The sequence below is a fragment of the Enterovibrio paralichthyis genome (assembly GCF_019209835.1).
In the GTDB taxonomy this organism is placed as follows: domain Bacteria; phylum Pseudomonadota; class Gammaproteobacteria; order Enterobacterales; family Vibrionaceae; genus Enterovibrio; species Enterovibrio paralichthyis.
The window spans coordinates 21,925-34,910 of the sequence record NZ_JAHUTS010000024.1; the positions used below are offsets into that span (position 1 = coordinate 21,925).

The 12,986-nt window shown below is 48.3% G+C and carries 11 protein-coding genes; 6 read left to right on the top strand and 5 right to left on the bottom strand.

From position 1 onward, the window contains the following. Window positions 1–235: 235 nt before the first annotated feature. Window positions 236–976, bottom strand: a complete 741-nt coding sequence (locus tag KU854_RS20110; protein ID WP_218360121.1) for a YciK family oxidoreductase — start codon at window positions 974–976, stop codon at window positions 236–238. Window positions 977–1,303: 327 nt separating this feature from the next. Between KU854_RS20110 and sohB the strand changes: the two genes are divergently transcribed. Both sohB and KU854_RS20120 read left to right on the top strand, forming a co-directional pair. Beyond that, window positions 1,304–2,362, top strand: coding sequence for a protease SohB (sohB, locus tag KU854_RS20115; protein WP_218360122.1), 1,059 nt, complete (start codon window positions 1,304–1,306; stop codon window positions 2,360–2,362). 8 nt (window positions 2,363–2,370) lie between these two features. Beyond that, window positions 2,371–2,781 carry a DUF805 domain-containing protein gene (locus tag KU854_RS20120; RefSeq protein ID WP_218360123.1) on the top strand — a complete coding sequence of 137 codons (411 nt, stop codon included), beginning with the start codon at window positions 2,371–2,373 and terminating at the stop codon, window positions 2,779–2,781. 44 nt (window positions 2,782–2,825) lie between these two features. Here KU854_RS20120 and KU854_RS20125 read toward each other — a convergent pair whose 3' ends face one another. Next, entirely contained in the window at window positions 2,826–3,074 is a 249-nt protein-coding gene (locus KU854_RS20125) for a YciN family protein (protein WP_218360124.1), read from the bottom strand. Between the two features lie 415 nt (window positions 3,075–3,489). Here KU854_RS20125 and topA point away from each other — a divergent pair, with 415 nt between their 5' ends. Then, the gene (topA, locus tag KU854_RS20130; protein WP_218360155.1) at window positions 3,490–6,111 is read left to right on the top strand and encodes a type I DNA topoisomerase; all 2,622 of its coding nucleotides are present in this window, start codon (window positions 3,490–3,492) and stop codon (window positions 6,109–6,111) included. Between the two features lie 136 nt (window positions 6,112–6,247). Further along, a complete protein-coding gene (locus KU854_RS20135) occupies window positions 6,248–6,682 on the top strand; it encodes a VOC family protein (RefSeq protein WP_218360125.1) in 435 nt (144 codons plus the stop codon). A gap of 2 nt (window positions 6,683–6,684) precedes the next feature. Here KU854_RS20135 and KU854_RS20140 read toward each other — a convergent pair whose 3' ends face one another. Further along, entirely contained in the window at window positions 6,685–7,026 is a 342-nt protein-coding gene (locus tag KU854_RS20140) for a thioredoxin family protein (protein WP_218360126.1), read from the bottom strand. 128 nt (window positions 7,027–7,154) lie between these two features. On the opposite strand from KU854_RS20140, the gene KU854_RS20145 reads away from it, so the two are divergent. Continuing rightward, entirely contained in the window at window positions 7,155–7,652 is a 498-nt protein-coding gene (locus KU854_RS20145; RefSeq protein ID WP_218360127.1) for a M48 metallopeptidase family protein, read from the top strand. A 52-nt stretch (window positions 7,653–7,704) separates the two neighbouring features. Here KU854_RS20145 and KU854_RS24930 read toward each other — a convergent pair whose 3' ends face one another. Continuing rightward, window positions 7,705–8,421 carry a methyl-accepting chemotaxis protein gene (locus KU854_RS24930; protein ID WP_255555659.1) on the bottom strand — a complete coding sequence of 239 codons (717 nt, stop codon included), beginning with the start codon at window positions 8,419–8,421 and terminating at the stop codon, window positions 7,705–7,707. 30 nt (window positions 8,422–8,451) lie between these two features. Beyond that, window positions 8,452–9,660: a HAMP domain-containing methyl-accepting chemotaxis protein gene (locus KU854_RS24935; protein ID WP_255555660.1), complete on the bottom strand. Its 1,209-nt coding sequence runs from the start codon at window positions 9,658–9,660 to the stop codon at window positions 8,452–8,454. Between the two features lie 1,230 nt (window positions 9,661–10,890). Between KU854_RS24935 and KU854_RS20155 the strand changes: the two genes are divergently transcribed. Next, window positions 10,891–12,669: a calcium-binding protein gene (locus tag KU854_RS20155; protein ID WP_218360156.1), complete on the top strand. Its 1,779-nt coding sequence runs from the start codon at window positions 10,891–10,893 to the stop codon at window positions 12,667–12,669. The last annotated feature ends 317 nt before the right edge of the window (window positions 12,670–12,986 follow it).

A 12,986-nucleotide genomic window follows, 5' to 3' on the forward strand; every position in this document is an offset into this window, starting at 1 on the left:
AAAAGCAAAAAGCCAGCAGAGATGCTGGCTTTTTGCTTTTATATCAAAGAGAAAGCAGATTTGAGATAGAGCAGACTTTAGATAGAGCAGACAGGAGAAACGTTCTAATCTCTAATCTCTAATCTCTAATCTCTAATCTCTAATCTCTAATCTCTAATCTCTAATCTCTAATCTCTAATCTCTAATCTCTAATCTCTAATCTCTAATCTCTAATCTCTAATCTCTAATCTCTCTATCACTTCGGCTGCGCATCAATACACCGTCCATTGACCTCTTTGCCTTCCGGTGCCATCAGGTAGAGGTACAATGGCATGATATCCAAAGGCGTTTTCAGGTTGTCTGGATCTTCTGCCGGGAATGCTGACGCGCGCATTTTAGTGCGGGTACCACCCGGGTTGATGGCGTTGACCTTCACGCTGGTGTTGCTGAGTTCGTCTGCCAGCACTTGCATCATGCCTTCGGTAGCAAATTTCGAGATAGCGTAGGTGCCCCAGAATGCGCGGCCAACATGGCCTACGGTGGATGAAGTAAACACAATGCGCCCATCGTCTGATTTCTGGAGAAGCGCCATCAGCGCCTGCGTCATCAAAAACGTGGCTTTAACGTTCACCTGCATCACGTCGTCATACGCTTTCTCTTCGATTTGGTCGAACGGGCTTAGCACGCCCAAAAGGCCTGCGTTGTGTAATACGCCATCCAGTTGTCCAAACTGCTGCTCGATGGTATCAGCCATATCCCAGTAGTGTTGGCGGGTTGCCCCCATCATATCAAGCGGGATAATCGCTGGTTGCGGATAGCCTGCGGCTTCAATCTCGTCGTAGACGCTTTCCAGTTTCTTTACTGTGCGTCCCAACAAAATGACGGTTGCACCATGCTGTGCGTAGCTGATAGCAGCCTGACGACCAATGCCATCGCCTGCGCCGGTTACCAGAATCACTTTGCCTTTCAATGCATCGGCGGCTACTTGATACTCCACGTTACAATATTCCTTTTATCTTCGGCTGCACAGCCTGTTAATCTCGGTATTTCGCTTAGACTGCCCAATCACTGGACGTCGTGGTTAACGGGCATTGTAAAACCGCTAACAACGATTAAACAACTGAACAATGCAAAGAAAGCGACATAGGAAGTTGTATTCTCAGCTTCCAACTTTCAGCAGGACGTCTAGTTGGGTCTGGTTCTGATGTCGAGTACAATGGCTTGATATCTGGACGATGCATACCCATTTACAGGGCATACACCTGAACGGCATACAAAGCTTTGTCATTCCGGTTTATCCATAACAATAAAAGAGGAAGACAGTTTGGAATTCTTGCTTGATTACGGCCTTTTCCTGGCCAAAGTGCTGACCTTCGCTGCGGTAGTGATTGTGGTCTTGATTCTCGCCAAAAGTGCTGGTGGCAGGCAGGGGCAAAAAGGGGAGTTGGAGATCACCAACCTGACTGAAAAACATAAAGATCTCGTCCATTCTATGGAATCCCATCTTTACGATGAAGCGGCACTGAAAGCACGTGACAAAGCGGATAAAAAAGCCGAGAAAGCCAAAGCAAAAGAAGCCAAGGCCGAAGCGAAAAAAGTGACAGATAGCGAGGCGCTGGCAGCAGGTCGAAAACCGCATCTGTTTGTGCTGGATTTCAAAGGCAGTATTGATGCCCGTGAAGTCGCTTCCCTACGTGAAGAAGTCACCGCCATTCTTGCGGTTGCCAAAGACGGCGACGAGGTCATGATCCGACTTGAAAGCGGCGGCGGCATGGTACATGCGTATGGCCTTGCATCATCACAATTGGCGCGTATTAAACAGGCCGGTATTCCACTAACTGTTTCCGTTGACAAAGTGGCTGCAAGTGGTGGTTACATGATGGCCTGCGTGGCAGATAAAATCATCGCAGCACCGTTTGCTGTTGTGGGTTCAATCGGCGTTATTGCTCAATTGCCTAACTTCAATAAACTCCTTAAAAAACATGATATTGAATTTGAACAGCTGACAGCGGGCGAGTTCAAACGTACCCTGACCATGTTCGGTGAAAACACCGATAAAGCGCGCGAGAAATTCCTCAGCGAATTGGAAGAAACCCATACCCTGTTCAAAGATTTCATCGCAGAGCACCGCCCGTCACTGGAGCTGGAAAAAGTAGCAACCGGTGAGCACTGGTTTGGTAACCAGGCGCTTCCGCTGGGACTGATTGATAACGTGGGAACCAGTGATGACTATCTGGTGTCTGCTGTCAAAGAGAAAGACGTACTGGGCGTGCGTTACGTACATCGTAAAAAACTGGCAGAAAAGCTCGCGGGTGCATCAGCTGATGCTTTGGATCGCGTGCTGTTGAAGTGGATCAGCCGCGGCCAGCGACCAATTGTTTAGGAGTGGAAATGAATAACCAAAAGTGGGCATTATTATCATTTGAAGGACGCATGCGACGCCGGGATTACTGGCTTTACAGCATTCCGGTTCTGGTCATGATCATGCCAACTTTCTTTTATCAGGGCGGGAGTGTGGTGCTGGATGCACTGGCGTTGGCGATTTCGCTGTTCGCGATTTACGCTTCATTTGCCCTCAACGTTAAGCGACTGAGAGACCGGAACAAAGCTCCATGGTGGATAGTTGTCACTTTCCTGCCGTTGGTAGGGCCTTTGTTTGCTTTGATTGAACTGGGTATGTTGGATGGTACACCTGGTCCTAACCAATACGGCCCAGATCCCAAAGGGCGGGGTCAGAAACCGGGTGGCGGCGATGACGTTCACAAGGATGAAGACAAAGACACCGCTGTGTTTGAAGGATAAAAAAATGCCACCGACAAGGTGGCATTTTTGTCCCTGAAGACGAATCAACCCTGCAGCGTGTACTGCTTGGAAAGTTGATGAGCTAAGTATTTGAACATGTTGAAAACTGCCGTGGTTTTCGGGGTTGGCAATCCTTGCTCGTTGAGGAAGTATTCCCCTTTGAAAACCATAACGCCGGCTTTTTCTTCTACCGAATCCGCGTGCATGCCTTCCAGATATGCTTCGTGGTCGCGGATCATCTGGTTTGCAATTGTGAGTAGTTCGTCTGCACTGATAGGTGTCTTCTCTGCCATTTTCGTCTCGAATTAGGTAATAAAAGAGGGCGCATTATAGCCCCACTGGTCATGGTTTTTGTAGCGTCACTGACAGCTTTCAGCCTCGCAACGTCAGAAATCGAATTGTGAGCCAAGCCAGAAAAAATCGACATGGAATAGCAAACGGGCAGCGGTCAATGGTAATGATTAGCGCGCTTAAGAAAGAAGGACTAGGCTAAGTCCCTGATAACAGTGCGTTGCTGTTAACAAGCTGACAACAAGTGCGGAAGCAGCGACCAATCAGGGTCATTTGGAAAGAAACTGGTTGATATTCAGATCGAGTCGCTCAATATTAAAAAAAGCGTCAGCATGGCATCCGAGTTTGGAATCCGACTCACCGCATGCGATTTGAACAATTTTAATGAATGATAAACGCGAGGGCGTATTGGTCACTATGGGTAAATCTCTCGTTATCGTGGAGTCCCCGGCAAAGGCAAAAACGATTAATAAATATCTGGGCAAAGACTTCATCGTTAAATCGAGCGTAGGTCATGTCCGTGATCTGCCTACCGGCGCCGCGCAAGGCGGTAAGAAAGCTACGCCAGTTTCAACCAAAGGGTTGAGTGCGGAAGAAAAAGAGCGCATCAAAAAAGACAAAGAACAAAATGCGCTGATCAATAAGATGGGTGTCGACCCATACCGCGACTGGAAAGCAAACTATCAAATCCTTCCTGGCAAAGAAAAAGTTGTTCAGGAATTGAAAGCGTTGGCAGAAAAAGCCGATTACGTTTATCTCGCAACGGATTTGGACCGCGAGGGAGAGGCGATTGCCTGGCACTTGCGGGAAATCATTGGCGGTGACGAAAACCGTTTCAAACGCGTGGTATTCAACGAAATCACCAAAAATGCTATCCAGCAGGCCTTCCAGACCCCTGGTGAGCTGAATATGGATGGTGTTAATGCTCAGCAAGCGCGTCGTTTTCTCGACCGTGTGGTGGGCTTTATGGTGTCTCCACTGCTGTGGAAGAAAGTGGCTCGTGGTCTGTCTGCAGGTCGTGTTCAGTCGGTTGCGGTAAAACTGCTGGTTGAGCGTGAACACGAGATCAAAGCATTTGTTCCTCAGGAATACTGGGACATTCACGCAGATACCACCACTGCGAGCCAAAACGTATTGCGTCTGGTTGTTGCTCAGCAAAACCGTGAAGCGTTCAAACCATTGAACGAAGCGCAAGCAATGGCAGCCACCGCGGCATTGCAAAAGGCGACTTACAAAGTTGTAGACCGTGAAGACCGTCCAACATCCAGTAAGCCTTCTGCACCGTTCATTACCTCGACGCTGCAACAAGCGGCGAGTACCCGTATGGGCTTTGGCGTTAAGAAAACCATGATGCTGGCTCAGCGTCTGTACGAAGCGGGTTACATCACCTACATGCGTACCGACTCGACCAACCTGAGCAAAGAAGCGGTGGAATCTGCCCGTGATTTCATCAGCAGCGAATACGGCGATAAATATCTGCCTTCTTCGCCAATCGTTTACGGTTCAAAAGGCAACGCACAGGAAGCGCATGAAGCGATCCGTCCATCAAGCATTGATGTGAAAGCGGATGACCTGCAAGGCATGGATCCGGATGCACACCGCTTGTATGACCTGATCTGGCGTCAATTCGTATCGTGCCAGATGGTGCCAGCGAAGTACGACTCCAGCACCATTACGGTTGAAGCAGGTGAGTTCACCCTGAAAGCGAAAGGCCGCACCCTGCGCTTTGACGGTTGGACACGCGTACAGCGTCCAATGGGTAAAAATGAAGACACAACGCTGCCACACGTCGATGTGGGCGAAGTTCTGTCTCTGGATAAGGTTGACCCTAAACAACACTTCACCAAGCCGCCAGCACGCTATACAGAAGCAGCACTGGTCAAAGAGCTTGAGAAGCGCGGCATTGGCCGTCCGTCGACGTATGCAGCGATCATCTCTACCATCCAGGATCGCGGCTACGTACGTGTAGAACAACGCCGTTTCTATGCAGAGAAGATGGGCGAGATCGTGACAGACCGTCTGGATGACAGCTTTGCTGATCTCATGGACTACGACTTCACCGCACGCATGGAAGAGCACCTTGACCAAATCGCCATGGGCTCGGAAGACTGGAAGAACGTACTGAATAACTTCTTCAAAGACTTCAGCGGAGATCTTGAAAAAGCAGAGCTGGACGAAGTTGAAGGTGGCATGAAGCCAAACAGCATCGTGATGACAGACATCGACTGTCCAACCTGTGGCCGTAAGATGGGTATCCGTACCGCATCTACTGGCGTATTCCTGGGCTGTTCCGGTTATGCCTTGCCACCGAAAGAGCGCTGTAAAACCACCATCAACCTGATGGATGAAGAAGGTATCGTCAACGTACTGGAAGAGGACGTGGAAACCGCCGCACTGCGTGCGAAGAAACGTTGTCCGAAGTGTGAAACGGCGATGGATGCCTACCTGATTGACCAAACACGTAAACTGCACGTTTGTGGTAATAACCCAAGCTGTGACGGTTACGTGATTGAAAAGGGTGAGTTCAAGCTAAAGGGTTATGAAGGCCCTGTGGTTGAGTGTGACAAGTGTGGTTCTGACATGGTGCTGAAAAACGGCCGTTTCGGTAAGTACATGGATTGCACCAACGAAAACTGTAAGAACACCCGTAAGATCCTGAAAAACGGCGAAGTAGCGCCACCGAAGGAAGATCCGGTTCACTTCCCTGAGCTGCCTTGCGAAAACTCGGACGCCTACTTCGTTCTGCGCGACGGTGCATCAGGTTTGTTCTTTGCGGCACACAACTTCCCGAAATCGCGTGAAACCCGCGCGCCATTGGTAGAAGAGCTGGCTCGTTTCAAAGACCGTCTGCCTGAGAAATACCAGTATCTGGCAGATGCACCTACCGAAGATCCAGATGGCCGCAAAGCCGTGGTTCGTTTTAGCCGTAAGAGCAAAGAGAACTATGTGCGTACCGAAGAAGATGGCAAGCCATCAGGCTGGACAGGTCTGTTTATCGACGGTAAGTGGGAAATCACTGATAAGCGCAAGAAGAAGTAAACTTCTTCCCAAGGTCAGAAGACTCTGAAAAAAGCAGCGAAAGCTGCTTTTTTTGTACCGGATTACGGCCTTTAAGCCAGCACAGTTGAGATAAAACGCCTAACCTGAATATCAGTTTATCGACAAGGAGAAAGTCATGGCGTTAACACCATTTCACGTAGCCATTCCCGTTCGGCATCTTGAAGAGTCCCGTAGGTTTTATGCAGACGTGTTGAACTGTGAAGAAGGGCGCAGCAGCGACGAATGGGTGGATTTCAATCTCTATGGCCACCAGCTGGTGATCCACCACGACCCGAATATTGGCGAACACAACACACTTAAACTCCATCACAATGCCGTGGACGCCAAATCTGTCCCCGTGCCCCATGTCGGTGTGGTACTGGAAATGGAAGACTGGCAGCAACTGGCAGACAGGCTCAAGGACAAAGGGGTTGAGTTTGTGATTGAGCCCTATATCCGTTTTGTTGGTCAGCCGGGGGAGCAAGCAACTATGTTCTTCCTCGACCCGACCGGCAATGCGTTGGAATTCAAGTCATTCAAAGACATTGAAGGGCAGTTGTTCGCCAAATAGTGTTAGTTTGGAACGTGAGACAACAGGTCTGAAACTTCATCGGCGTGAATGGGGCGAACCAACCGTTCTATCTCCAACCCGTCTTCCAACAGGATTAAGGTCGGCCACAGTTTCACGCTGAACGCCCGGCCCAGCCGTTTGCCTTTTCCGTCATAAACCTTAATGTGTTGGAGAGAGGGGTGTGCGGACATGGCTTCTTCCACCGCGGGCGCGGCTGCTTGGCAATGGCCGCACCATGATGCACCAAACTCCAGTAATGCGAATCCCTTTACCCCGCTGACATCCTCAAATGCGGGAGCGTCTTCGTCAAATTCGGGGTTGTAGCCTGTGGTTGTTGCTCTCATGGTGGATTCCCTTCCTGTGTTTTGCGTCAGAACTTCCAGTAAGTAAAGTTTGCCCTGTAAGGATCTACTAGGTCAGATTCCTGTTCACTGCTAGCATTGCCCCGAGTTTTTGAGATAAATCCAAGTTTATGAACACACATCTTCGCTACATCAATGGTTATCCACCACATCTGATTGAACAGGTTCAGCGTCTTGTCGAGTTAGAAAAGCTGGGTGCCTGGCTGAAACAGCGCTATCCAACCCATCACGATATCAAGTCTGAAAAAGCGCTCTATGACTATGTGATGGCAATAAAAAACAGCTATCTGAAAAAGTCAGCCCCGCTTAGCAAGGTGGCGTATGACGGCAAAATCCACGCGATAAACAATGCGCTCGGCATGCACAGTTTTGTTTCCCGTGTGCATGGCGGGAAACTGAAAGCGAAAAACGAAATCCGCATTGCATCAGTTTTCAAAGATGCGCCTGAACCTTTCCTGCGGATGTTGGTGGTTCACGAACTTGCCCACATCAAAGAAAAAGAACACAACAAGGCGTTTTATCAATTGTGTTGCCACATGGAGCCTGACTATCACCAGTTGGAGTTCGATGCGCGCTTGTTCCTTATCCACCTTGAAACGAAAAAATAGCCATAAAAAAGCGCCGCTTGAACAGCGACGCTTTTAATCTCTTCCAGGACGGTTAACCGATAGAGAACTTACCGACAATCTGGTTCACGCTGTTGGTGATTGATGTGAGGCCGTGTGCTTCTTTGGAAAGTTTATCGGCACCGGAGGCGGTGCTCTTGCCCAGCTCATTAAGCTGTTCGACGGATTCACTGATGCCTGCCACCACGGTGTTTTGCTCTTCAGCGGCCACCGCAATTTGATGGTTCATATCGCGAATGTTGGCGACAGACTCGGTAATGGATGCCAGCGCATCGCTGGTTTTGTTAGCCTTTTCGACGGTTTCTTCTGCCTCAACGGCGCTTTTTTGCATCGATTCAACAGAGCGTTTAGATTCACTTTGCAGGCGGGTGATAAGCGTCTGGATCTCTTCTGTACTCTGCTGCGTGCGACTAGCAAGGCTGCGCACTTCATCTGCTACCACCGCGAAACCGCGGCCTTGTTCGCCGGCGCGAGCCGCTTCAATGGCCGCATTCAGTGCCAGCAGGTTAGTCTGCTCTGCAATACCGCGAATGGTATCTAAAATACTGCCTACATTTTTAGTTTCATTCTCCAGGTTACTGATGATTTGGCTAACATCACCAATATTACTGACCAGATTCTGGATGCTGGTGCGGGTATCTTCCAGCACGGCTTGACCTTCCTGAGAATGTCTGTCTGCCACATTGGCGATGTCAGAAGCGTGCTGCGCATTTTTCGCAATGTCATCCACCGTTGCCGTCAATTCCTGCATTGCGGTGGCAGTTTGACCCAGCTGATCGGCCTATACTTCTGAATTCCGTGCGGTTTCCTCCGTGACGTTGACCAAAATGCCGGAGGCATTATTCAGTGTCTTCACTGAGTTGGCGAGCTCCCCGACAATCTCTCTGAGATTTCCATTCATTTCACCCATTGCAGCAAAGATACCGGTTGATTTGCCCTTGCTTTCGAAAGACAGGGTTAAGTCGCCACTGGCAATGGTTCGGGCAATGTGTTCGATTTGTGTTGGTTCTCCGCCTATCGGTCTGCGGATAGCGCGTGTCACCAGGACGCTCAGAAGCATGCCCACCAGAATGGCGATGCATGAAACGATGATCACCGTTTGTACTGCGGTTTCGCTGTCTGATTGCGCTTCAGGGCCAAGTAAATCCTGTGCGTTTCGAATAGAGTCTTTGAAGTCATTGAAGTTAGTGGTTACCTGTGGACCAATGACATCCAGCGTGTCGGAAATTCGCTTGTTTCTGTTTTGAATGATGTCTGCGGTTTTTCGCAATGCAGCGATGTAGCTTGCGTGTGCATTTGCAAATTCATTCACCATTTGGCTCTCTTCAGGTGAGACCAGCAGGCGTTTCAGGTTGTTTAATGGTGCGACAACTTCCTCCAGCTCTTGCAAGGAGCGGTTAAAGTCAGTTTCAGAATTACTTATCAAAAACTTCGCCGCAAACAAGCGTCCCAGCAGCAACTTTTCTTGAGCGTGAGCGGCGTAGGAGAGTGAATTAACTTCGCCGTCTGAAGAGGAGTCATCAATTATTTTGGTCATTGTCTGGCGCATTTTCAGACCGTTTGGATCCAACTCCTGACTGACCACTGCATTTCTGTCAGCAAAGTCTTTAACGACCAACGCAAAGGTTTCACCGTACGTCGCCATTAACTTTTTCGACTCTTCGAGTTCACTGATTCGGTTAGGGTCAGTTTCGTTCACCAGAACTCTGTCAATCACTGCATTGATTTGCGACAGATCTTTATTCACCTTGTCAATTTGGGCGGGGTCTTGTGTCTTCAAAAATTTCAGTGCGGCAAGGCGAGCACTTAATAGGGCAGATTGCGCTTCGCTGGCATCATTTGAGCTGCGTGCAAGTGCACGGTAATTGCCAAAATTACTGAACCCTTCAGAAAGGCCTTGATAGCCCACTGCTGAAACGACAAGCAACAATCCCAATACTGCTGCAAAAGATACGGTAAGTTGTTGCGCAAGCTTAAGTTTGCCTAACATCTTAGCCTCCTGCTCAATGGCTTATAAATAGACCGTCTTAATTGACGTACTTTCGGCGTACGTACTATGTCAGGCTGCGCTGAGTGAAACGCGCAGTCACGCCTTTTTTCTCCTGCAAAACGCGCCGACAACAAACTCAACAGACAATACAGGGTATTGAGAGAGTGCTCAGCTATTAAACAGATAGCTCACAAATGATAAGTGCTCCAATTTTTTGGGAAATAAATCCTTGTCATCAATAGCTTGGTGTGGGGCATACCTTTGTCTCGAATAGACACCAAGGAGACAGTGAACGGCCTAAATTAGTCAGAATTACAAGGGATTACACAATGTAGAGGGAAGTGTATAAGATAATGTAAATTAAAATGTTTACATAGATATAACCGTAAGTCGCTGGCAAAGGAGAGGTGATGGTTGAAGATAGATTCAGTTTCTTTTCCTTTTGTGCTGTTTTTTTCCAAGCCTGGTTCCTGCCATGTTCAATGCGCAAGGGGAAACTGCACGCCTGGCAGAGGGCTACCTACAAATTATGAGCATTGCCGTATTGTTGGCCGGGCCAACCATTTCGATGGATGCGGCGCTGGGAGTATTGGGCATAAATCCTCACAATTAAAACTGTTTCAGGAAAGTATGAGAAGTTATTTCATGCTTTCCTAATTTATAGTTTTTGGATTTACTAAATTAAGTTACAGGCATTGTTTGTTTTCTAAGAAAGAAAATTTATTTTGATACGAATATTTTTCCATACACCCTCAGATCGTAGTCTTAACTTGAACGTAATAGTTCTATTGTCATTATTAGTCCGCCCCCTGATTATTCAGTACTTCATCAAAAAGCATGATAAAAAGTTGAACTGCACTTCGGTGCATTGCTCTTGTCTCTCGAATCCTCTAAAACTTTACACCGTGACTGAACCTTACTCACAAAGTCTTGTGTTTGAGTCACGTGTTGCTCGTCGCGTTATGAAGGTTAAGAAAGACTTTAATTTGTTGACGTTACGGCACAGGCAAGGAGCCGGTGGGAAGCGGCGAATACTTGTCCAGCGTTTAAAACCAATGAAAAGGGCTGTTTTTTGAAGAGCCCGTTTTCGAGTACCTGAACAAAACAAATTGCTCAAACGCTGGGGTAAACAATTAAGCGCTCCACTCACTGATTAAATTAATAATAAAATATTAACTTTCAGGACATTAAGTTATGAACAAGATTGTAGGTATCTCTTCAACCCTGGGAATGTTGATTTCCTTAACTTTGAGTGGGAATGCTGCTGCGGAAAGCACTGGCGCCGCTGCTGAAAGCAAGCCTCAGGGCTGTATTGTCAGCTTACAAACCGGCGAGAAATACTGTTTGCCTGTGGGTCAGCGCTCTGGCTATTCATTGCCTGAGTCGATTCGTGGCCATGAAGTACGTGTCGAAAACGAAGAAGGTGCGGCAGTGATGTTGTCTGACTGGGATAACCTTTCATACAACCGTATTGCCGTATTCGAAGGCACTAAAACCAACAGTCAGTTGGAAAACGTTCGTGCGCGTAATGGCGAAAATCTGGACTTTTCACAACCACGTTCAATGCGTGTCGTGGCGAGTGACAAGAAACTGGGCTGTATTGTCAGCCTCGAAAATGGCGAAAAATACTGTCTGCCGGTTGGCGAGCGTTCACCTTATGGTCTCCCAAGCTGGATCTACAACCACCAGGTCTATGTTCAGGCGAACCAAGGTGCAGCTGTAATGCTGTCTGACTGGGATAACCTCTCTTACAACCGCCTTGCTGTATTCCACGGTACAGTGGATAACGCAAAGCTGAAGAATGTCCGCGCCTACAACGGTGAGAATCTCGACTTCTCTCACCCTCGTTCTATGCGTGTAGTTGCCAGCGACAAACCTCTGGGTTGTATTGTTAGCCTGGAAACCGGTGCGAAATACTGTATGCCAGCAGGCGAGCGTTCAGGCTACTCTCTGCCAAACTGGATTGCTGGTCACGAAGTGGACGTGGTGCCTTCATTGGGCGCAGGTGTCATGCTATCTGACTGGGATAACCTTTCTTACAACCGCATTGGTGGCTTCGGTTGCCGCACGCCAAACCGCCAGCTGGAAAGCGTGCTGGCTTGGAATGGCGAGTATCTGGACTTCTCACGTCCACGTTCAATGCGCGTCGTCGCTGATAACCGCTCAAGCGATCAGGTTATCGAAGGGACTGCAGGTGATGATGAACTGTATGGTTGTAACGGCAACGATACCATCACTGGCTATGCAGGTAATGACTTTGCTGATGGCGGTGCCGGTGACGATACAATCTACGGTAATGCGGACAACGACATCCTTCACGGTGGTCCAGGCAACGACAGCATCTTTGGTGCTGGTGGTGAAGACCAACTGTTTGGTGATGAGGGTAACGACTACCTGGAAGCGGGTTTTGACGACGATGTAATCGTTGATGGTGGGGAAGGTGTAGACCGTTATAGAGGTAATGAAGGCAACGATACCTTTGTCTTTGGCCAGGATGACTTTTCAAATGAAGCCATGCTGACCCAATACGGCACCATGTACAACGGCGACCGTGGTTTTGATGTTCTTAAAGTGAACGGCGATGCTAATATCGACTTTTCTGGCAGCAGCTACTATGCCAGCGGCACAGTACCAGGAACAAAAGCGATTGTGCAGGTCGAAGCCGTAGTTGCAGACAACGGCAACCAAACCGTAACCATCAATGCGAATGCGGTTTATGCTCAGTCTGATAACTTCCAGCAGCAATCTGGTGTTCAACCTGGCGACTGGCATGGTTTTGTTGCGTATCTTGCTGATGGCGAAGACGTACTGAACGTAGAAGCCGGTGTTTGGCAGTACAACCCAGATGCTCAACCAGAAGCCGTGCTGAGTAACGATATGATTAATTTCTTACAGCTGAGCTTCGACGACATAACACGCTTGCATGCCTATGTTTTTGAATACGCGGGTAAGAAAGTGGCTATCTGGACTGACGCAGAAACTGTTCAGGCAGACGGCAACAATCTGTAATTCGTTTCCCTGAAAAACCAAGCCCCGGTATTATTCAATGCCGGGGCTTCTTTCTGTCAATATTTCCATTCCATGGTGTAAAAAAATAAAGACTTTATTTGGGGTATTTTAACTTTCCTTTATATATTAATCATATCGAACGCATCACTGTAAAAACAAAGAGTGTCATTCTTCTTTACTACTTTTCGTAGCACTTAATTCATTTCCAATTCAAGGCCTATTAAACCGACTCGCTGAGATTCTGCTGAACCAGCGTCCGACAGGTTGTAGGAGGCTGTCTTATCTATAAAACTCTCCTCATAACCAGCGCTGAGCGT